19 protein-coding genes are annotated in these 20946 nt (G+C 38.3%); 7 read left to right on the top strand and 12 right to left on the bottom strand.

Annotated features, from left to right (window positions below; genetic code table 11):
- Positions 1-7: 7 nt before the first annotated feature.
- Positions 8-2386: a phosphoenolpyruvate synthase gene (gene ppsA / locus CSC79_RS01510; RefSeq protein ID WP_099293254.1), complete on the top strand. Its 2379-nt coding sequence runs from the start codon at positions 8-10 to the stop codon at positions 2384-2386.
- A 56-nt stretch (positions 2387-2442) separates the two neighbouring features.
- Here ppsA and CSC79_RS01515 read toward each other — a convergent pair whose 3' ends face one another.
- Positions 2443-2652, bottom strand: coding sequence for a PGPGW domain-containing protein (locus CSC79_RS01515; protein ID WP_099293256.1), 210 nt, complete (start codon positions 2650-2652; stop codon positions 2443-2445).
- Between the two features lie 144 nt (positions 2653-2796).
- Between CSC79_RS01515 and CSC79_RS01520 the strand changes: the two genes are divergently transcribed.
- Positions 2797-5841 carry an FAD-binding and (Fe-S)-binding domain-containing protein gene (locus CSC79_RS01520; protein WP_099293578.1) on the top strand — a complete coding sequence of 1015 codons (3045 nt, stop codon included), beginning with the start codon at positions 2797-2799 and terminating at the stop codon, positions 5839-5841.
- A gap of 46 nt (positions 5842-5887) precedes the next feature.
- Here the strand turns inward: CSC79_RS01520 and CSC79_RS01525 are convergent, their stop codons facing one another.
- Both CSC79_RS01525 and CSC79_RS01530 read right to left on the bottom strand, forming a co-directional pair.
- Positions 5888-7087 carry a cation:proton antiporter gene (locus tag CSC79_RS01525; RefSeq protein ID WP_099293258.1) on the bottom strand — a complete coding sequence of 400 codons (1200 nt, stop codon included), beginning with the start codon at positions 7085-7087 and terminating at the stop codon, positions 5888-5890.
- The gene (locus CSC79_RS01530) at positions 7087-8298 is read right to left on the bottom strand and encodes a tyrosine-type recombinase/integrase (RefSeq protein ID WP_099293260.1); all 1212 of its coding nucleotides are present in this window, start codon (positions 8296-8298) and stop codon (positions 7087-7089) included. The genes CSC79_RS01525 and CSC79_RS01530 overlap by 1 nt, the downstream gene beginning before the upstream one ends.
- Positions 8299-8429: 131 nt before the next feature.
- Here CSC79_RS01530 and CSC79_RS01535 point away from each other — a divergent pair, with 131 nt between their 5' ends.
- A complete protein-coding gene (locus CSC79_RS01535; protein ID WP_099293262.1) occupies positions 8430-8993 on the top strand; it encodes a YSC84-related protein in 564 nt (187 codons plus the stop codon).
- A 227-nt stretch (positions 8994-9220) separates the two neighbouring features.
- On the top strand, positions 9221-9502 hold the full coding sequence (locus tag CSC79_RS19980; protein WP_143483810.1) for a hypothetical protein: 282 nt from the start codon (positions 9221-9223) through the stop codon (positions 9500-9502).
- Between the two features lie 174 nt (positions 9503-9676).
- On the opposite strand, the gene CSC79_RS01540 is transcribed toward CSC79_RS19980, so the two are convergent.
- The 6 genes from CSC79_RS01540 to CSC79_RS01565 all read right to left on the bottom strand — a co-directional run bounded on the left by CSC79_RS01540 (position 9677) and on the right by CSC79_RS01565 (position 15833).
- Complete coding sequence (locus CSC79_RS01540) at positions 9677-10072, bottom strand: GGDEF domain-containing protein (protein WP_237113942.1); 396 nt, start codon at positions 10070-10072, stop codon at positions 9677-9679.
- Positions 10072-11100 carry a hypothetical protein gene (locus CSC79_RS01545; protein ID WP_143483811.1) on the bottom strand — a complete coding sequence of 343 codons (1029 nt, stop codon included), beginning with the start codon at positions 11098-11100 and terminating at the stop codon, positions 10072-10074. The genes CSC79_RS01540 and CSC79_RS01545 overlap by 1 nt, the downstream gene beginning before the upstream one ends.
- A gap of 70 nt (positions 11101-11170) precedes the next feature.
- Complete coding sequence (locus tag CSC79_RS01550; RefSeq protein ID WP_099293268.1) at positions 11171-12214, bottom strand: patatin-like phospholipase family protein; 1044 nt, start codon at positions 12212-12214, stop codon at positions 11171-11173.
- Between the two features lie 95 nt (positions 12215-12309).
- Positions 12310-13716: an alanine/glycine:cation symporter family protein gene (locus tag CSC79_RS01555; RefSeq protein ID WP_099293270.1), complete on the bottom strand. Its 1407-nt coding sequence runs from the start codon at positions 13714-13716 to the stop codon at positions 12310-12312.
- A gap of 126 nt (positions 13717-13842) precedes the next feature.
- On the bottom strand, positions 13843-14754 hold the full coding sequence (locus tag CSC79_RS01560) for an arginine deiminase-related protein (RefSeq protein WP_099293272.1): 912 nt from the start codon (positions 14752-14754) through the stop codon (positions 13843-13845).
- The gene (locus CSC79_RS01565) at positions 14751-15833 is read right to left on the bottom strand and encodes an ornithine cyclodeaminase (protein WP_099293274.1); all 1083 of its coding nucleotides are present in this window, start codon (positions 15831-15833) and stop codon (positions 14751-14753) included. The genes CSC79_RS01560 and CSC79_RS01565 overlap by 4 nt, the downstream gene beginning before the upstream one ends.
- Positions 15834-16000: 167 nt before the next feature.
- Between CSC79_RS01565 and CSC79_RS01570 the strand changes: the two genes are divergently transcribed.
- The 3 genes from CSC79_RS01570 to CSC79_RS01580 all read left to right on the top strand — a co-directional run bounded on the left by CSC79_RS01570 (position 16001) and on the right by CSC79_RS01580 (position 18226).
- Positions 16001-16432 (top strand): Lrp/AsnC family transcriptional regulator, encoded by a 432-nt coding sequence (locus tag CSC79_RS01570; protein WP_054201566.1) that lies wholly within the window; start codon positions 16001-16003, stop codon positions 16430-16432.
- Between the two features lie 75 nt (positions 16433-16507).
- Complete coding sequence (locus CSC79_RS01575) at positions 16508-17218, top strand: AraC family transcriptional regulator (RefSeq protein WP_099293276.1); 711 nt, start codon at positions 16508-16510, stop codon at positions 17216-17218.
- A gap of 150 nt (positions 17219-17368) precedes the next feature.
- Entirely contained in the window at positions 17369-18226 is an 858-nt protein-coding gene (locus tag CSC79_RS01580) for an EamA family transporter (protein WP_099293278.1), read from the top strand.
- A 72-nt stretch (positions 18227-18298) separates the two neighbouring features.
- On the opposite strand, the gene CSC79_RS01585 is transcribed toward CSC79_RS01580, so the two are convergent.
- From CSC79_RS01585 to CSC79_RS01595, 3 genes are all read right to left on the bottom strand, one after another.
- Positions 18299-19285: a patatin family protein gene (locus CSC79_RS01585; protein WP_099293280.1), complete on the bottom strand. Its 987-nt coding sequence runs from the start codon at positions 19283-19285 to the stop codon at positions 18299-18301.
- Positions 19286-19466: 181 nt separating this feature from the next.
- Positions 19467-20465, bottom strand: a complete 999-nt coding sequence (locus CSC79_RS01590) for an LLM class flavin-dependent oxidoreductase (protein WP_099293282.1) — start codon at positions 20463-20465, stop codon at positions 19467-19469.
- Positions 20466-20531: 66 nt separating this feature from the next.
- Positions 20532-20930 carry a hypothetical protein gene (locus CSC79_RS01595; protein WP_099293284.1) on the bottom strand — a complete coding sequence of 133 codons (399 nt, stop codon included), beginning with the start codon at positions 20928-20930 and terminating at the stop codon, positions 20532-20534.
- Positions 20931-20946: the final 16 nt, after the last annotated feature.

Below are 20946 nucleotides of genomic sequence, written 5' to 3' on the forward strand. Positions count from 1 at the left end.
AGATCCCGTGCAAGAATACGTTCTCTGGTATCAAGAGCTTGGTATGCAAGATGTTCCACGTGTTGGTGGTAAAAATGCCTCACTCGGTGAAATGATTTCAAACCTAGCAAACGCTGGTGTTCAAGTCCCTGGTGGCTTCGCAACAACTGCTGATGCATTTAATGAGTTTTTAGAGCAATCAGGACTCAATGCAAAAATTCATGACATCCTAGACACACTCGATGTAGATGATGTAAATACACTCGCCAAAGTTGGTGCTGATATCCGTCAATGGATAATCGACACACCATTCCAGCCTAATTTAGATCAAGCAATACGCGATGCATACAGCCAATTACATGGTGATGCAGCAGCCGATGTGTCATTTGCAGTTCGTTCATCTGCAACTGCTGAAGATATGCCAGATGCCTCTTTTGCAGGCCAGCAAGAAACTTTCCTAAATGTTCGTGGTATTGACTCAGTAATGGTCGCCATTAAACATGTGTTTGCTTCATTATTTAATGACCGTGCAATCTCTTACCGTGTACACCAAGGTTATGATCACCGAGGTGTTGCGTTATCTGCTGGTATTCAACGCATGGTGCGTTCTGATAAATCATCATCGGGCGTTATGTTCAGTATAGATACTGAATCTGGTTTTGAAGATGTAGTCTTTGTAACATCAAGCTACGGCTTAGGCGAAATGGTTGTACAGGGTGCAGTTAACCCAGACGAATTTTATGTACACAAACCAACGCTTGCTAAAGGTAAACCTTCAGTTGTTCGTCGTAATATCGGCTCTAAAGCAATTCAAATGATTTATTCAGCTGACGAAGCCCATGGCAAGCAAGTTGAAATTGTAGATGTTGAAAATACTCTTTCTAACAAATTCTCAATAACAGACGCTGAAGTAGAAGAACTTGCTAAGCAAGCTGTGATCATTGAAAAACATTATGGCCGTGCGATGGATATCGAGTGGGCCAAAGATGGTAATGATGGCAAACTTTATATTGTTCAAGCTCGTCCTGAAACTGTTCGTTCTAACGAAGATACAAATGTGATGGAACGCTTTCAGTTAAACGGCACTAGTAACGTTGTTGTTGAAGGTCGTGCAATTGGCCATAAGATTGGTTCAGGCACTGTTCGTGTTCTCAATTCAATTGCTGAGATGGACCAAGTACAAGTTGGCGACATATTAGTAACTGACATGACTGACCCTGATTGGGAACCAATCATGAAACGTGCTGCAGCAATTGTTACTAACCGCGGTGGTCGTACATGTCACGCTGCAATTATTGCACGCGAACTAGGTATTCCCGCAGTTGTTGGTTGTGGCAATGCAACCGACCTAATTAAAGCAGGTCAAGAAGTTACAGTTTCTTGTGCTGAAGGCGACACAGGCTTCATTTATGAAAGCATTTTAGATTTTGAAATTCTCACTTCACGTGTTGATAAAATGCCAGAATTACCAATGAAAGTAATGATGAATGTGGGTAATCCAGATCGTGCATTTGACTTTGCTCGTCTACCTCATGCAGGTGTTGGCTTAGCACGTGTTGAGTTTATCATTAACCGTATGATTGGCGTTCATCCAAAGGCACTATTAAACTTTGATGCACAAACCGATACATTAAAAGACGAAATCACTGATATGATTGCCGGCTATGATTCGCCAGTAGAATTTTATATTTCGAAGTTAGTTGAAGGTATTTCAACACTAGGTTGTGCATTTGCGCCAGAGCGTGTAATTGTTCGTATGTCTGATTTTAAATCAAACGAATATGCAAACTTAGTGGGCGGTCAGCAATACGAACCAGAAGAAGAAAACCCAATGATTGGTTTCCGTGGAGCTGCACGTTATATCTCTGAGGATTTCCGTGACTGTTTCGCACTAGAATGTGAAGCAATAAAACGTGTTCGTAATCAAATGGATATGACCAATATTGAGATCATGATCCCATTCGTGCGTACACTTGAAGAAGGTAAACGTGTAATTGAACTACTTGAAGAGCATGGCCTTAAACGTGGCGAAAATGGCTTAAAAGTAATCATGATGTGTGAGCTTCCTTCAAATGCATTATTAGCTGAAGAGTTTTTAGAATACTTTGATGGCTTTTCAATCGGTTCGAATGACTTAACTCAATTAACATTAGGTCTTGACCGTGATTCTGGATTAATTGCTCATTTATTTGATGAACGCAACCCAGCTATCAAAAAGCTATTATCAATGGCTATTCAAACAGCAAAAGCGAAAGGTAAGTATGTTGGTATTTGTGGCCAGGGTCCTTCAGATCATGAAGACTTTGCAGCTTGGTTAGTAGAGCAGGGTATAGACTCTGTTTCACTAAACCCTGATACGGTACTTGAAACTTGGTTATACCTTGCTAAAAAATTAGAAAGTAAATAATTACTGACTATTAAAAATGCCAGCGTCTTCGCTGGCATTTTTTGTTAAAAGAAACATTATCGAGCAAATTTTTTGTCTAAAAAAGCACAAGACTTGGACAACGCTTTTTGGCATAAGCTCAAATAGTGACGTGCTTTAGGGTAATAAAACGAAAAGCAAAATAATCCCGCAATAAAAAAGATCAAAGATGGACCCGGTACAACCGCAAAAATTAGTCCCAAAACCATAAAGAGACTACCAACAATTATTAATAAACACTTTTTCATCGTAAACTCCAAATTAGCATAATAGTCAGTATAATAAATCGCCGTTCAAATACGATAAAAAGAGTGTTACAAACTGTAAAATCTTCAACTTATTTTGAAGATTAGCATGGTATAATTAAACAAATGCCTCAATTTATCACCGTCATGATAGCAACTATAAGTCAACAAGATGCCGCGACTGATTTAGTCGCAAGTTACCTAAAAACAATAACTAAACAAGGTTTTACTGGTGATACTGATGCCAGTTATGCTTCACGTCTAACCGCTGCAACTGATAACAGTATCTATCAACAAATACCGCAAGGTATTCTATTTCCTAAGACCGAAAAAGATATTCAAATTGCGCTTCAAACAGCATCACATGATCCCTATTTATCGTTAACTTTTGGTCCTCGCGGTGGTGGCACAGGTACAAACGGTCAATCATTAACGCCTGGTATTGTTGTCGATTTATCACGTTACATGCGTGAAATACTAGAAATAAATGTTGAAGAAGGCTGGGTACGTGTACAAACAGGCGTTATAAAAGATCAGTTAAATGACTTTTTGCGACCTTATGGCTTCTTTTTTGCACCAGACTTATCAACAAGTAATCGAGCAACTATTGGCGGCATGGTTAATACAGATGCTTCAGGCCAAGGCTCACTTGTTTACGGTAAAACTAGCGATCATGTTTTAGGCTTAACAACATATTTAGTTGATGGTACTAAAATGTCGACCACGCCAATTGATGTTGATAAAGCTCAACTGATTGCTGATCAAGACACTGTAATAGGTAACTTATACTCAACAGTCCTCGATGTAGCTCTAAATAATCGTGATGCAATTTTAGATAAGTTCCCTCGCTTAAATCGGTTCTTAACTGGCTATGACTTAGAGCATGTGCTTAGTGATGACTTACTTACATTTGATATGAGCCGTTTAATAACAGGTTCAGAAGGTTCTCTTGGCATTGTAACTGAAGCTAAATTGAACATTACACCTATTGCTGAGTTTAAAACGCTAATCAATATAAAATATGATAGTTTTGATTCTGCACTTCGCCATTCTCCTTTTTTAGTTGATGCGCGCGCTACATCAGTTGAAACTGTCGACAGCAAAGTACTTAACTTAGCCCGTCAAGATATTGTATGGCACTCAGTATCGGACTTAATAACTGATGTTGAAAATAAAGATATGCAAGGGCTCAATATGGTTGAGTTTAATGCAGTCTCTCCTGAAGATATTAAAGATAAAGTAGACACCCTATGCCGTTTACTGGATGAATGTGTTCAACATCAAAAAAATGGTGTTATTGGATATCAATTAACCAGTGATAAATCTGACATTTTAAAAATTTACGGCATGCGTAAAAAATCAGTTGGTTTACTAGGCAATGTTAAAGGTTCGCAAAAGCCCTTAGCATTTGCTGAAGATACAGCTGTTCCACCTGAGAACTTGGCTGATTTTATCGTTGAGTTTAGAGCTTTGCTTGATAGCCATAAATTACAATACGGTATGTTTGGTCATGTTGATGCTGGAGTTTTGCACGTCAGACCTGCACTAGATATGTGCGACCCAGATCAAGAAAAACTATTACGTTTGATTTCCGATGAAGTTGTAAAACTTACAGCGAAATACGGTGGTCTAATGTGGGGAGAGCATGGCAAAGGCTATAGAAGTGAATATGGCCCTGAGTTTTTTGGTGAGCACTTATTCAGCCAATTGCGTATTATAAAATCTGCATTTGATCCTCAAAATCGAATAAACCCCGGTAAAATATGCACTCCTATTGAAAGTGAAGACTCACTTGTAAGTGTTGATGGGCAAAAGCGATCTTGGTTTGATAAACAAATATCTATTGATGTTAAAACCAGTTTTAATAACGCAATGACCTGTAATGGTAACGGTATTTGCTTTAACTATGATCAAAACTCACCAATGTGTCCTTCATATAAAGTAACAGGTGATCGCCGCTACTCACCAAAAGGCCGTGCGGGTCTAATGCGTGAATGGTTACGTTTGCAGGAGTCTAAAAATATTGATTTACTTGAAGTCGAAAAACAGCTGAACCAAGGGGAGGTTATTACTTGGTGGGAGCGCTATCAACACAGCCGAGATAAAAGCAAAGGCGTGTATGATTTTTCTCATGAAGTAAAAGAATCGATGGATGAATGTCTTGCGTGTAAAGCATGTACAACTGCTTGCCCAATAAAAGTTGATGTTCCTACTTTTAGATCTCGATTTTTAAATTATTACCACAGTTATTATGCTCGTCCATTAAAAGATTATTTAGTCGGAAATATAGAAAATAGTGCGCCAGTTATGGCTAAATTTTCAAGTGTAATTAATCCGATTGTGAATACTAAAATTGTATCAAAGCTAATTGAAAAAACAGTAGGGTATGTTGATACACCTACTTTAAGCTCGCCTCGTTTAGACAAACGTATTAGCAAAGATCATCGGTTTAATTTTGAAAAGCTATCAACGCTCAGTACGCAACAACAAAGTGAGTATGTATTAATTGTACAAGACCCATTTACCAGTTTTTATGAAGCTGAGTTAGTCGAAAGTTTTATTAAAGTGATTACTGTGCTTGGTAAAAAACCTATTTTGTTACCGTTTAAGCCGAATGGAAAACCACAACACGTTAAAGGCTTTTTAAATGAGTTTAAAGCAACAGCAAAAAACGCTGCACAATTTTTAAATTCACTTTCAGAAATAAATGCTCCCCTCGTTGGGTTAGATGCATCATTAGTAATGTGTTATCGCGATGAATATAACTCTATTTTGGGTGATGATAGAGGTGATTTTGAGGTGCTACTTGCTCATGAGTGGTTAGTTAAAGAGTCATTCAAACCATTAGCCAATGAAATAAAAAATGAAACTCGTTTTACATTGTTAAGCCATTGTACTGAAACAACGGCGATGCCAAGTGCAGCCAATGTATGGCAAACCATTTTCTCTGATCTAGGTTTGCAATTAAACACAACAGCAACTGGTTGCTGTGGCATGGCCGGCACATACGGCCACGAAATACAAAATCAAGAAAACTCACGCGCTCTTTATAATATGAGTTGGAAGGGTGTTGTAAATAAAAATAAGCCGGAGCAATTACTGGCAACCGGTTTTTCTTGCCGTAGCCAGGTAAAACGTTACGAAAAATTTAAACCCAAACACCCCATTGAGTTACTTGCTCAAATACTTTAATTTTAAAAGGCGGTAAGTTTATTCTTATCACCTTTTATTTTAAAAACTATTTAGAATAACTGTCAGCAATTGGTTTAGTACTCATGCCATGGATAAAAACACTAAATAATATAGTCGTCATCGCAATGGCTGCAACTTGAAACTTATTTTCAATTTCTGTATCAATCACCATCATTGTAAAAACAATTGATGCTAAACCTCGCGGACCAAACCAAGCAAAAGTAAACCGTTCTTTTATTTTCAGCTTCGTAAATTGCAGACTTAACATCACCGGTATAATTCGTAAAATGGTCACACTCATCATTGCAAAAAGGGTGATTTGCCAATTTATATTTGGAAAAACTACGTAGCTACACACAAAACCAAATAAGCACCAAATAAGTAAACCGATAAAGTCAGCAATATGTTCGCTGTCTTCAACAAGTTTTTCTCTTAAGTCCTGCTCTGTAAATCTATCAAAAATCAAGCCCGCTACAAATACCGCTATAAACCCGCTACTGTGAACACTTTGCGCAATAGAAAAAATAGCTATAACCATACCTATAACTAAAAACGGACTCGTATTATTTGAAAAATAGTGACGCTGCATTGCAAACTTTATTATAGGAATAAAAATGCTCATCGCCGTTATGGCAATAATTATTGCTAAACCAAGTTCACGTGTAAAAATCTCTGCAACCGATGAAATAGAAATTGATGTTGCTGGCTCTTGCGCCAACAACATTAAAAGTAAAAACACAGGAACACATAAACCATCATTTAAACCACTTTCAGTGTTTATCCCTTCACGTATATTTTCTGGCACATGTTTACTATTTAGAATACCTTTACTTAGTGCTGCATCTGTTGGTGTTAAAATAATCGCAACAAGCGATGCTTGTACCAAAGTTAACTCAGTAAACATTAAGCTCGCAACCACAATTCCTGAAAATAAAGTGAGCGGTAAGGCTAAAAATAATAATAGGCTAGGGTATTGAAAGCTATGCTTTAAAACTGAAAGCTTAGTTTTTGCTGCATCAGTAAATAAGAATATACTCAAGGTTAATTCAATTAATGGTAATAACTTACTCAGATCAGCACTATAATATTTTGATTCGATAGAAACATCGGGGATAAAAAAAGCAATCAGCATCCCTATTAAAACAAAAAACATCGGGCCTGTTACTTCAACTACCTCCAGTTGTCTAATAGAAATTGAATAGGCCAAAAAAGCTAAGCCAACCGTTGCTAATACAAAGTATTCCATCAAATTTTCCTTTTAATTCCAGATTTTGCGCGCTCTTTTATATTCGTTTGAATATAAATTTGATCAGTCGTCGCTATTTTTGCATGACCCAAATCTTCAGATAAATGTTTTAACGGTCTGGTTTGTGCATCATGGGTAGCACCAGTATGACGTAACCAATGTGCAGTTGCCGATTCTAATTGTTCTGCATCATCTGTAAAACCATCATCTAATAATGATTGCTTTGCAAGATCGAAACTTTGCTGTACCAACCTGCGTATTTGACGAACAGTCATACCACCTTGACCACGAATTTTATGAACAAGTGGATCTGATTCATCAACACGAGGCAGGGCAGTTAACCCTCTGTATAACCTATATCGTTTTAAGTATTCTATAAAATCTTCACTAAGCGTAACATCCCTTAATTTATTACCTTTACCCATTATTCGTAAAAACCAAAAACCATCATTATCTTGCCAAAAGTGAGACATCACAGGTGACCACTGCGGGCGCTCTGATAATTCTGAAATACGAAGATATAAGCCTTTTAAACAGGCCAAAGTAAAAAGGTTTCTCTCAAAATCAGGTTGTTGTTCACACTTATCGCGAGTAACACCAAACACATATTCCCATTGTATATCACTCAATGTATCAGGTATTTTAATTTGAGATTGCACAACTAAATACGGACTGTTCTTTTTAACAACCGGAACAAAATTAGCAAATGTTTTTTCTTCTAGAATAGCAAATTTATAAAATACATTAAGTGCAGTAAACATTGCAGCTAAAGTTTGTTGGCTAGCAATTGATTCTTTGCGCATAAAAGGGCGCCAATTCTTGTTTAGCCGTCGTATTCCTTGCTCATCTTTATAACGCCATTGCACTGAAGTAGTTGACCAAGCTGAATCTGGCTCAACCATAAAATCCACATAACCTTCGATATCTTCACGCTTTAATTCAAAAACTGATTTCTCAGCAATTAACCAAGACCATAAATAAAAACGTTCGAGTTCATTTCTAAACCGATTATAGGTCGCTTCAGATTTACGCCCATACACATATAAAAATTGATATAAAAATACCAGATCTGCTTTTGATTCAGTCACAGTCAAGCCAACTTGCTGTATAAAGTTATTAAGTTCTGGGTATTCTGATTGCAACGTATCATCATCGAGGTGAGCAATTTGATATCGTAATTGTTTTAATGTATCGACCAAAGCAACAAGCATATTGAGCTAATTTCTATTAAAATAAATTAGTTACAGTTTAATCTTTAAGTCCGATACTGTCTAGTATTGGACATTAAACAAGTGAAAACTGTTGCTTAGTTTTTGCTGCTGTCGGTGTTTAAGGAAAGCATATGAAAAAATTAATTGTTTTAAGTTTAGTAACACTAACTTTAATCTTATCAGGGTGTGCGACTACTGGCAGTGCCTCGCCAAATGAAAAGCGTAATTTAGTCCAAAACATGCGTGCAGATACGTTAGCCAAATTATATACAGAAAAGCCTGATGTTAAACAACAAATTGCCAGCTCTGCCGGTTATGCTGTTTTCGATAATGCCAATGTAAATGTAGTACTTGCTAGTTTTGGTGGTGGTTATGGCGTAGTAAAAAATAACCTAACGGGTAAATCAACTTATATGAATATGGGTGAAGCTGGTTTAGGCCTTGGTTTAGGCGTTAAAGACTTTAATGTTGTTATGGTTTTTCATGATCAAGCTGCATTAAACCGCTTTGTTGAACATGGTTGGGCCTTTGGTGGAAATGCCGATGCTGCCGCAAAATATCAAGATCAAGGAGGGGCTATAGTTGCTGAAGCTATTGCAGACCAAGTAACTGTGTATTCATTAACCGAAAATGGTCTGGCATTACAAGCTGTACTAAAAGGCACTAAGTTCTGGGTAGATTCTGAGCTAAATTAAACCTTAAAAACCCTTCTAAAAGTGGGCTAGTTTGTATGATTACGCCCACTTTAATTTTCACCAACCAATTTAACATAACATAACTTATGGGTTATGTGTTGTTTTAGTGACTAAGATTCGGAATAACGACTTTTTATTTGTAAAACACTTCCCATATATCATTTAGCTATATCTATATAACCAAAATGTGGTACAGTGTTTATACAAGTAAAACTTAGGAAATCCATATGCCAGAACATTCGTTAGTATTACCAAGCCTCTCAATTCGTAAAGAATATGGAGAATATATCAAGTCTTCTACTTTAGGTTCCGAAAACCAAATTGTTGGGTATACATATAAATCTTTCGAGGTTTATTGTCATACTTGTAGTTCTGAATTCTCTGCATACAGGGGTGAAGATTTTAGCTCTACAATTGGTAGTGAAGGTGTCTATAATTTTAAGTGCTCCCATTGTGGACAGCAAGACGCAGTAAAATCATCTCAAATTAAAAAACATTTTGGACGATAAAGACAAGCTTTCACAATTGACAGAAATTTAAGTGCATAACAAAAAAGGGCTTTTCGCCCTTTTCTTTAATAACGTACCATAATTTATTGGTTGTTAGTTATACGTTAGTTTATCTCTTTATTAAATTAAACTTATGAACTACACGACAAACTATTATGTCGTGCAGCTTTACTATTACGAATCTTGTGGTATGAACAGTACGGATTTATTTCGACCAGATTCTTTTGCTAAATAGAGAGCTTTATCGGCATTTGTTAAAACAGTATCAATAGTCTCGTTTTCTTCAGCTTTTGCAATACCTATCGATGTTGTAACTTGGCCATAAATATCAGTGTATTCAGGAATATCTGTTCTTTCTATCGCCGTTCTGATTTTTTCTGCAGTTACTTCTGCACCATCTTTATCTATATTTGGTAATATAACTGCGAACTCTTCACCACCTAATCTACATACTGAGTCTGTTTCCCGTACGCAATTATTTAATGTTGATGCGATAGCAATTAGTACTTTATCGCCAATTGCATGACCAGCTCTATCATTTACGGATTTGAAGTGGTCAACATCAAGCATCAAAATGTAAGTCTCAGCAGCGTTAAAAGTATTTTTCTCAAGGCGCTTTTTGCTAACTCCATAAAATGCCGCCTATTAGCTATGCCAGTTAAACTGTCATGTGTTGCCGCTTGTAGTAATGCCAGTTCTGCAGCGCGCCTTTTTTCATCAATTTTTTCTTGAAATATTGCACTTGTGATAATTAATATAATTATAAACCATGAGATTACAACAACGTATAAGCCAAACAAGTCTTCCAGTTTAACTGAAACCAATGACTGAATAAATAAATAGCCAATTGTGATTGGTACAAAGTACCCTATTAGTACCTGAAATCGAGCAATTCGCCCACCAATATGCGGTGATAATAATGCATGTACAGCACCATATTTTGCATGAATAAACAACACACTCAGGCCAAGAAATATTCCATAGGTCGTTGTTAGTATTGACATATTTCCAAAGAAGCTTTTAATTCCATAGGCATATCCAATAATTGACAGCATTGGTACAGCTAAACCGATAAAGGCTGTAAATTGCGCAATCATAATTTTATTCAAACTACCAAACAACAATGCACAGGATAAACAAATCATCATGATAGCTGTATTTATGCCCATGGAATTAGACAAGCCAGCGCTCACTTCTGAACTTATAGTGTGTGAAAAAGGCGTGATATGGCGAGTAAAAGTAGTATTAGTAGAAATATCAACGGTTACCATCAGTGACGTAATTAAGGCAGCTATTGCTAACAAGGGGTTAAAAATCGTAAAGTATTTTTTATGCTCTAAAAAAACACTTAAACCGATCAGTATAATTGTAATAGCTGTAAGTGGGTGTGTCGCTGAGCCCCCAGAAATCGGCCTGTATAATTGAGGTGCAGAAAAAACGTAACCAGAAATTGATAAAACAGACAGTAAAATACAGCCAAGCGCTAATGCTTTTGCGACGATTTCCACATATCGAGTACGTTTTTCATAAGCTTTACTTTGTTTTTCGTTTTCAAGTAAATCTAAGCTGCTAAAAGGCATAATATGGTTTTTCTTCATTCAAAATCAACTAGTTCAATGATAGTTGAATCATAAAAATAAGCAATTACAATTACCTTATTGATATTACCTAGGGATATGGAATGAGTTTTAGCGTATTGTTTAACTGTTTATCTAAGGCATCTGCTAGTTTTTCGGTTTCGCTAAATACTGTACGCCAGTATTTAATTCGGGTGTCGGCATCAAGATCTGTAAAGTCGTTTCTGTCTGGAATTTTTCCGTAAGGTAAGCCCATAACAAATTCTTGTGATGGTGAAATCATGACTACGTTGTCGTAGTTTTCTGGTGCGACTGTGCGTTTTAAATTTTTATCAAACCACCCTGCTTTTGGATCACTATTAAAATGTGGGTATAAAATTAGTCCCGGATTATTAATTTTTAAATCGAAGTGGTAGTCAATAATGCCGCCATCGCGGTACATACCAGGAGGTGAACCAGCAATATTTTTTATACCTTGCATGACCAACGGTATTGAGCCCGATGCGAGTAATGCATCTTTTAAATTATCAGTGGTTAAATCCAATTGTGTGGTTTTAAATTGATAACTGTCTTCAATTTCAAAATTGCTATTGGGAGCTTGATAAATAAAACGCTCATATTGCTTAGTTAAAAATCGGCGATGTACGCGATTACTTAAATAGCTTTTGGTTAAGCCTAATAACTGTAATGCTTTTCGCTCACTTGCAACCAAACCATTTGATTTTGCTACAATAAAATGAGATTTAAACACAGGGTTATTTATTATTTCAGCAACCCCGTTATCACCAAAAACCTCTTCAAGTAAGGCACGCGCTTTGGTTGTTATTTCTTCAGGGGTTGGTTTATTGGTTTCATAACGAGTTTCACTGTAGGATTTTGCTAACCGTGTTATGGCCGCTACTGGGTCGTTTTGTGAAAAACACGCTGCACGAAATGCCCCTGCAGATGAACCAATTAAGTTTAATTGCTGCGTTCTACCTTTAAAAAATTCGCCAAAAAGGTATTTATCTAAACCAAATAAGGTAAACCATTTCGGCCCACCACTTGCGCCTAAAAATGATGTAAAAAGTTCAGGCTTTAAACCTTGTTCGTTTATTATTGTTGCTGCAGTTTTACCTGCATAAATGTCGATCATCTAAAAATACTACCTGTAGAGTCGCAGTTTAATGTTATTAAAGCTAAACTTAAAAGTGAATATTTATGCAATAAAAACACACTTAAACTTTAATCTTAATCCCAAATTCCGTCTTCACATTTGCCCTGCACTTTTACGTTTTTTACCTTAAACTCAGGCTCTATGCCTTTGTCTCTTTGTGCGTGGTAGTCGTTAGTAACAGACAAAATGGTCGGTGTGAGTAGTATAATAGCGATAACGTTTACTACTGTCATTAACCCTAACGCAATATCAGCTAAATCCCATACTTGTTTTAAGGTGGCTGATGCGCCCCACAACATCATTGATAAATAAAGCAAAGTATAAATACTGCGCCCTACTTTGTTATCGAGCTTAAATAAGTGGAGGTTACTTTCGGCGTAGGCGTAGTTAGCAACCACCGAGGTAAAAGCAAATAAAGTAATGGCAGCGGCTACAAAATATACGCCGCCTTGCGCTAAGTGTGAGGTCATAGCGCTTTGCGTTAAGCGTATGCCTTCCATCTCACCGCTTATATCTACATCAGCCAATAAAATAATAACGGCGGTACAACTACACAATACAATGGTATCGAAAAACACCCCTAACATTTGTATGTAGCCTTGCGTCGCTGGGTGGTTTGGCATTGGACTGGCACTAGCCGATGCATGCGGCACACTTCCCGCGCCAGCCTCATTAGAATATAAGCCGCGTTGTATACCATTTTTAATGGCTGCACCCATGGCGCCTGCACCAGCTTCTTGCAAGCCAAACGCTGATAAAAATATATCTTTAAGCATGGCAGGTACTTGGGTGAAGTTGATAAGGGTGATGATCACCGCCGCTAATACAAATACAATGCCCATTATCGGTACAACGCGCTCGGCAAATCGGGCGATTGCTTTAAACCCACCGAGTATAATCGACCCTGCAAGAACAGTAATAACAATCCCAGAATAAAAGTTTGGAATTTCAAACGCGTAATTAAGTGCATCGGTTATAGTATTGGTTTGCATTGCGCTAAAGGTAAAGCCGTAACCTAAAAACAAACAGGCGGCAAACACAATAGCAAATGCACGACTGCCTATACCTTGTTGAATGTAATATGCAGGCCCGCCTCTAAATTCGCCGTTACTATCGCGTACTTTATACACTTGCCCCAGTACGCTTTCGGCAAAGCCTGTGGCCATGCCTAAAATGGCAATCATCCACATCCAAAATATGGCTCCGCTACCACCGAGTGATATTGCCACAGCCACACCGGCTAAATTACCTGTGCCTACTCTGGCACACAGCCCAGTACAGAGCGCTTGAAATGATGAAATATCGTTTTTATTACACTTACTACTGCCTTTTAACAGGCTAAACATGTGCTTAAATTTAACAAGTTGAATTGCTTTTAAACGTACTGAAAACCAAATACCTGCAAATAGTAGTATATAAATTAGTATTTGGCCTTCGCCCCATAATAGGCCATTTACACTTTTTACTACGGTATCGAACATGGGCTAATCCTTTTTGTATTTATTATGTTTTACTCAGCGAGTAGTTGAGTAATTTGCATTTAATAATGCATGTTAGCCATAGCTTAGCGGAACTAAGCTGCCTTTGAATGTTGACCTAGTGGTAGGTTATTTACTTTGCAGGTGTATACCCGCAATCATGCATCTAACCGAACCTCCCGCCGACTCTATGGTTGGTATAGGTAACGGAACAAGTTTAGCTGTTTTTTGTATTGCTGCTTTTTGCTCGGTTGTAAGTGCATTAAACGCCGTTTGTGAGAGGGCTAAAATACGACCATTTGTACCTTGTAGCTCTATTGCATTGCCGCAAAAGCTATTTATTTGCTCATTAGTTAAGTTTATTACTTCTAAATGGCTTTGTTTAAAATAGCTAGTTAATTGTTTGTGTTGACTATTTGGCACCATATTTAAGCTGATCATGGCAAACTCTGTGGCTACACACATCAGTACATTAGTATGATAAACCGCAGTACCTTGCTCATCGTAGGCATTAAATACAACAGGTTTTAGCTTTAATTGCTCGCATACTGTATTAACCACAGCTTTAGTAGTGCGCTTCGATTCTACTGCATAAGCAAGCTTATGTGGGTGGTCAATAACAAGCGATCCTGTGCCTTCTAGAAACGCATTTTCTTTCGCTAAAAATGAATAATCAGTCACAGACAACACTTTATATTGATTAGTCAAAAAATCAATAATATCTTTTCGATATTCTAACCTTCTGTTTTCTGCGTACATTGGGTATATAACTAGCTCGCCACTTTGATGAGTAGAAAACCAATTATTTGGAAACACAGAATCGGGCGTGTGTGTATGTTCGTCTTCAAAAAGATGAACTGTTACGCCCTCGTTTTGTATTAATTTAACCGCATTAGTTACTTCGTCAAAGGCAAGCTGACTCTGGTTTTGTGAGTTGCAGGTACTTTGAAACGTATTGTCTAACATGGTTTGTGGGTTAGATGTAAAGTGATGCGGGCGCACCATAACCACCGCTGTTGGTGCTTGCTCTATATGGCTCATGCGACTTGCTCTTGCTTAGTTGTTTTTGATGTTTGCGCGCTATTAAGTACCGAAAATAAATTACGCGGATCGGCTTGTTGTGTAATTAAATCAAGTAATGAAAACTCACCCGCAACCACCAGCGCGTCTTTAATATAAATCAGCGCGGTAAAGTCTTCGCTCGCAAAACCTACCCCATCAAAAATAGTAAGCTCGTCGTTACTTGTACGCCCAGGTGTTTGCTTATTAATTACTTTATGAAACTCAGTCACGGCAAAGGTTTCGTCCATTTGCTGTATTTCGCCCTCTATTCTGGTTTGAGGCTCATACTCTACAAACACATTTGCGCGCGCTAACAATTGCGAATCAAGCTCTGTTTTACCAGGGCAATCGCCACCAATCGCATTAATATGAACACCTTGCGGGATCATATCGCTGGTTAAAATGGTTGCGTTGGTTTTATCAGCCGTGCAGGTTGTAATAATGTGCGCACCTTGCACGGCTTCTTCTGCGCTATTGCATATAGTTACATTTAAACCGTAACCACTTAAGTTGTTGTAGGCTTTTTTAGAGGCGTTTTTATCAATATCGTATAAACGAATGTGGGTAATGCCTATTACAGCTTTAAAAGCCAATGCCTGAAACTCAGACTGTGCACCATTACCAATTAATGTAAGCGTTGTTGAATGTTTGGGTGCTAAATACTTTGCCACAAGCGCCGATGTAGCCGCTGTGCGTAAGGCTGTTAGTAAGCACATTTCGCTGATCATAACCGGATAGCCGCTATCAACATCCGACAAAATACCAAACGCGGCCACGGTTTGAAGTTCTTTAAAGGTGTTTTTTGGATGACCATTTACATATTTACAGCTAAACATTTTACCGTCGCTTACGGGCATAAGCTCTATTACGCCATCCGGAGAGTGCGCCGCATAACGTGGCGATTTATCAAATTCGACCCAGCGAGCAAAGTCGTGTTCTAATCTTTGGGTAAGCTCAAGCAATACATTTTCTATTCCAACTTTATTTATAAGTTTGGCCATTGCCTGTACGCTAACAAATGGAACACCTTGTTTTGGCTCTGTTATAAAATGACTCATAAATACCTCTTTAATGACTAAATAAGTTAATTGAAATAAGTTTATAGGCCAGAGGTGACAGTTAAAATGCCAAAAGTTAATACAAATAGTATTATTTTTTAGCAAATTGCTATGCATTAAAGTGCAAATTTAGTAATTTGTAATAAACACATAACCCAAGGCGTTTTATGACCCCTTACATTTACGACTCCTTAGATAACGCATTAATAGCCGAATTACGAAAAGATGGCCGCGCTTCTATTTCAGCCCTAGCCGATGTTTTAAAGGTGTCACGCGGGACGGTGCAAAATCGCTTAGACCGTTTAGTTTCATCGGGCGCGATATTAGGCTTTACGGTGCGTGTACATGAACACATAGAAACCGAGGCTGTAAGAGCAATAATGATGGTGGAAGTGGTGGGTAAATCTACATCGCAGGTAATTAAAACCCTGCGCGGCATACCAGAGCTAACAAAGTTACATACAACCAACGGCGCTTGGGATTTAGTGGCTGAAATACAGGCTGCAAATTTAGGTGAGTTTGATGGCGTACTTAGGCAAGTGCGCGAAATAGAAGGCATTTTAAATAGCGAAACCAGTATATTATTATCATCTACTTAGGTTTTATTAACGCCATGTTTTAATTAAAGTATTTTAGACAATACTCGGTTTATTTATTAGGTAATGGAGTCGGCAATGAATAAGCTTTCTATTCGGTATTATTCGCAAGATATAAAGCGCCACCAGCATAATTACCATCAACTTGTTTTACCCTTACACGGTGAAATTTTCATAACGTTAAATAATGACTTTAAAACAACGGTTAGTACGGGTAGTTGTATCGTTATAGAAAAAAACGTGGTGCATGCCTTTACGGCCGATGAAGCCGCGCGTTTTATTGTGGCAGATTTAGACGCGCTACCTGAAAACCTTATTCATCTTTTATGCCCTAAAATCTCAATAGATAGCCGTTTATTAAGTTACTTACAGTTTATAGAGCAGCAACTGCTTTTTGTTAGCGATGAAAAGCTTACTAGTTCAACCTTTGATTTGTTTTACTTATTACTTTGTGAGCAAAGTAGCCACAGTAATATTGATAAGCGAATAGATAATGTAATAACCATTGTTAAGCAAAATTTAGCGTACCCCTACACGTTAAAAGAGCTGGCCGATATAGCCTGTTTAAGCGTTACGCAATTTAAAACTGTGTTTAAAAAAAGTACCACTATGAGTGCACTGCAATATTTAACTATGTTGCGAATGCAGCACGCTCGCGCCCTTTTAACCCATTCAGACTTACCGATTGCTTTAGTAGGCGAGCGCATTGGTTATAACGATGCCTCTGCCTTTAGCCGCCGGTTCAATTTATACTTTGGGCAGCCACCTAAGGCATTTGCAAAGCAATAATATAGATAACCTAAACACGAGATAATAAATCAAGCTCAAGCAGAACTTAGGTCAAATTGCGTCAGAGCAAACAATAACACCGTCTTTTTAGCACATTTTTAAAAGCCTGTATTGATACACTCAGTAAATAGTATTTACGGAGGATAATTAATGGCAACACACATAGGTTTTTTAGCAATATTTTCGTGGGGGCTTTTAGCTTTACTGGGTAATTTAACCAAAGCGCTCCCTGCTTTTCAGTTACTTTTCATGTGCTTTTCACTCTCTTTTATTATTTTATTAGTAAAGCGTTTTGCTTCAAAACAGCCATTATTAACCCCTCCTAAGCTTTCTAAAAAGCAAATGATAATAGGTGTTGCTGGTTTATTTGGTTTTCACTTTTGTTATTTTATGGCTTTAAAGTACGGCCCCTTAATAGAGGTAAGCTTAATAGTGTATCTTTGGCCATTATTACTGGGTGTATTTGTGGCTACCCCAGGGTCTAAATTTAAAGCAATATTAGGCGGATTACTGGGGTTTTTAGGCACGCTTAGTTTAATTACCGATGGCAGTGGATTATCTATCAATAGTGAGTATTACTTAGGGTACTTTTTTGCAGGTTGCTGCGCGGTACTGTGGTCTAGTTATTCTTATTTAATGTCGCAATTTGATAGCCATGTAGATGACATAGGCTGGCTTTCACTTATTGTGGCAGTGCTTGCCCTTTTTGCACATTTTTATTTTGAAACAACCGTTATTAGTTTGTCTGTCTCACAATGGCTAGGTGCTATTTTATTGGGATTAGGCCCAGTGGGTGGTGCATTTTATTTATGGGATCATGGCTTAAAATTTGGTAACCGATCGCTATTAGCCTCATTGAGTTTTTTAACGCCGGTGCTCTCTACCTTTATTTTAATACTCGCCTCGCAGGCTCCCTTTAGTTGGTCAGTATTTATAGCTTTAGCGCTTATTTTATTAGGGGCGGCGATTAGCAATAAAAGGCCATCGATAAGTTTAAAAAAAGCATAGCTTTAATTTTCCGAGGTATTTTATCAACGCTTAAACTTATGTGGTAATTTTAGTTTAAGCGTTGATACACAGTTACATGGCGTAGCTCTGTGCGTAATCTACTATACGTGCGTTTTGGCTTTTTAAATAAGCCCGGCCAGCCTTTACACCTAGCTTATGATCAAAGCGTAAATCATCGTTTGAGCTACCTAATAATTTACTGTGCAGCTTTTCGTCTGCAAAAATTTGTATAATTTCTACATCACTAGGCGGATTGGCTATAAATGATAGCTCGTCCAGGTATGCTTGCTCGTGTTGAATCAAGTAATCAAGTGTTTTTGGGCAGTAGCCCGATGCACATGCAAATGTTCTTAGCTTTTGAACCCATGCAGTTTGCGCTTGAAAGTTCTCATCAACGGTTCTTATTACCACTATTTTTCGTGCGCCACGGTTATAGGCCTCTTTAACAGGTAGTGGCGCGGCAAGCCCGCCGTCTAAAAAGAAGTTATCTGAGTGCGCGTTATAATCAGTGATTTTAAGATCTTCATTCGCAGCAGGTTTATCAAGCCAAGGAGTTAATCTAACGCCTTGCTTATATAAAAATGGTAACGCGCTGGACGCTTTTAATAGCTCGCGCCATTGTTTATCTTCACCGGTTGGGGACAAAAAATACGGTTTTCTATCGCGCGCGTTTGTGGCTGTGATCAACAGCTCTCTTTCACCTAAACTTGTTTTAGCCGTTTTGAAATCAAGTGCACGATTAAACTCTGTGGTTTTATCAAAGTACCAATCAAGATCCACGATACTTTTACCCACAAGCCCTCTTCCTAATTGAAAGAATCGTTTGTTGCGAGATAAACCTCTAATAAGACGTTTGGCATAGCCTTTTTGGCGTGAAAGAAAACTAGTTAGGTTTTGTGAGCCTGCTGATGTGCCAATGAAAAGGTCGAATGGGTCGTATTGGTGCTCAAGCCATGCATCTAGTACACCTGCTGTGAAAATTCCTCGCTGACCGCCCCCTTCAGCTATCAATGCTGTTTTATTGAAAGTATCTGTGGTTTCAGGGTCTTGAGGTTTCACTGTGAGCCTTCCTTTAAATATGTTTTTTAGTTTATACCTTCATTCTAATGAGTTTTTATAAAACGTTAAAATTGATTGTATGAATCGAACTGATTAATAAAACAGAACGGTAAACTGCATGGTTTACCGCTGTTTTGCTATATAGCTATAATAGCAAGCGCAAAATGTACGCTTGCTTAATTTAGCTATTTTTTAATGTGGTTAAGATTTCAAGCGCTTTGTGCCTATCTTGGCTGTGGTATAGATCATTGGTAAAAATAAACTCATCGACCCCAAGCACTTTTATTATCATCTCAAGCTTATGTTTAATGGTCGCTGGGCCGCCAACAACTGATAAACCTAAAAAGTTATCAACCTGTGCTTGCTCTTGCTCATTCCAAAGCTCATCCATACTCGTAACCGGGGGCTTTAACCAAAGAGCATGACCGCGTAATAGTGCCAGCACTCGTTGTTTTGACGTGGTTGCTAAGTGTTGTGCTTGTTGATCTGTATCTGCTGCTACAACAGGTAACCCCAGCATGACATAGGGCTTGTCTAATACATCAGATGGTTTAAATTCGCGACGGTACAAGGTGATTGCATCGTATAAAAAGCGCGGCGCAAAGTGGCCTGCAAAAACATAAGGCAGGCCTTTTTCAGCCGCCAATTGGGCGCTATATAAACTAGAGCCAAGCAACCAAATGGGCACATTAGTGTTTTCGCCAGGTATTGCGCGTACTGGGGAGCCACCATCATTTGGGCCTAGTAATGATTGCAGCTCGGTAACTTCATCGGCAAAATTCTCAGCTCTGCGCTCATCACGTCTAAGTGCTCGGCTTGTTATATGGTCGCTACCAGGGGCACGACCTAAACCCAAATCAATACGCCCCGGGTAAAGGCTTTCCAATGTACCAAACTGTTCTGCCACGATAAGCGGTGGGTGGTTGGGTAACATTACGCCACCAGCACCAACACGGATATTACGTGTTTGCCCAGCGATATGCCCGATTAATACCGATGTTGCTGCACATACAATACCCGGCATATTGTGATGCTCAGCCATCCAAAAGCGATTAAAACCTAACTCATCTGCTTTTTGTGCATACGCAACACTGTTTGCCAGTGTTTGCGAGACTGTTTCATGCTCTTTCATTGGGCTAAGCTCTAACAATGAAAAATGCATATTGTTAAGTACGCTCATAACACGCTTTATTTATATTCAATGTAAATGTAAAGTGGTGCCGTAACTTTATTTTTCAAATGCCGTTCAGGCATTTGATTGGTGCTGTTTTTCGACTTTAAAACCATCAGCTGTTATGCCTTGTTTCCAATAGGCAGAACAGACACTATTCTCGCGTTCAATCGTAAAGCGTTCACGTACGAGGGGGTTTATTTCACGCACCAATGAAGACTCAAGATGAACGGTAGCACTGGCTGGTAACTCAGAGCTACCGTGTGACTGTACGAACGTGCCGATGAAAACGACAAACGTTGTTTTTTCTCGTTTACCGCTGCGGGTGAGCAGGATCAAAACCAAACTAATAATTTTTTGCATACAGCTAACACTATGATCAGCAATATAAAACATGAGTAAAATAGATCGTTTGCGCTTGGCATACTGATCTAACCCTTGGCATTTTAGCTTGCTAAGCACTATACTGTGCATATATACAGTTAAGTGT

Origin of the sequence: Pseudoalteromonas sp. 3D05 (assembly GCF_002723455.1) — a bacterium.
In the GTDB taxonomy this organism is placed as follows: domain Bacteria; phylum Pseudomonadota; class Gammaproteobacteria; order Enterobacterales; family Alteromonadaceae; genus Pseudoalteromonas.

Bases quoted from the DNA above. Each gene is read 5' to 3' on its own strand.
- CSC79_RS01575 (WP_099293276.1), top strand. From the start codon at position 16,508: ATGAATAAGCTTTCTATTCGGTATTATTCGCAAGATATAAAGCGCCAC.
- CSC79_RS01525 (WP_099293258.1), bottom strand. From the start codon at position 7,087: ATGGAATACTTTGTATTAGCAACGGTTGGCTTAGCTTTTTTGGCCTAT.
- CSC79_RS01595 (WP_099293284.1), bottom strand. From the start codon at position 20,930: ATGCACAGTATAGTGCTTAGCAAGCTAAAATGCCAAGGGTTAGATCAG.
- CSC79_RS01550 (WP_099293268.1), bottom strand. From the start codon at position 12,214: ATGATCGACATTTATGCAGGTAAAACTGCAGCAACAATAATAAACGAA.
- CSC79_RS01590 (WP_099293282.1), bottom strand. From the start codon at position 20,465: ATGAGCGTACTTAACAATATGCATTTTTCATTGTTAGAGCTTAGCCCA.
- CSC79_RS01520 (WP_099293578.1), top strand. From the start codon at position 2,797: ATGATAGCAACTATAAGTCAACAAGATGCCGCGACTGATTTAGTCGCA.
- CSC79_RS19980 (WP_143483810.1), top strand. From the start codon at position 9,221: ATGCCAGAACATTCGTTAGTATTACCAAGCCTCTCAATTCGTAAAGAA.
- CSC79_RS01555 (WP_099293270.1), bottom strand. From the start codon at position 13,716: ATGTTCGATACCGTAGTAAAAAGTGTAAATGGCCTATTATGGGGCGAA.
- CSC79_RS01545 (WP_143483811.1), bottom strand. From the start codon at position 11,100: ATGAAGAAAAACCATATTATGCCTTTTAGCAGCTTAGATTTACTTGAA.
- CSC79_RS01580 (WP_099293278.1), top strand. From the start codon at position 17,369: ATGGCAACACACATAGGTTTTTTAGCAATATTTTCGTGGGGGCTTTTA.
- CSC79_RS01560 (WP_099293272.1), bottom strand. From the start codon at position 14,754: ATGAGCCATATAGAGCAAGCACCAACAGCGGTGGTTATGGTGCGCCCG.
- CSC79_RS01565 (WP_099293274.1), bottom strand. From the start codon at position 15,833: ATGAGTCATTTTATAACAGAGCCAAAACAAGGTGTTCCATTTGTTAGC.
- CSC79_RS01570 (WP_054201566.1), top strand. From the start codon at position 16,001: ATGACCCCTTACATTTACGACTCCTTAGATAACGCATTAATAGCCGAA.
- CSC79_RS01530 (WP_099293260.1), bottom strand. From the start codon at position 8,298: ATGCTTGTTGCTTTGGTCGATACATTAAAACAATTACGATATCAAATT.
- CSC79_RS01515 (WP_099293256.1), bottom strand. From the start codon at position 2,652: ATGAAAAAGTGTTTATTAATAATTGTTGGTAGTCTCTTTATGGTTTTG.
- CSC79_RS01540 (WP_237113942.1), bottom strand. From the start codon at position 10,072: ATGCTTGATGTTGACCACTTCAAATCCGTAAATGATAGAGCTGGTCAT.
- CSC79_RS01535 (WP_099293262.1), top strand. From the start codon at position 8,430: ATGAAAAAATTAATTGTTTTAAGTTTAGTAACACTAACTTTAATCTTA.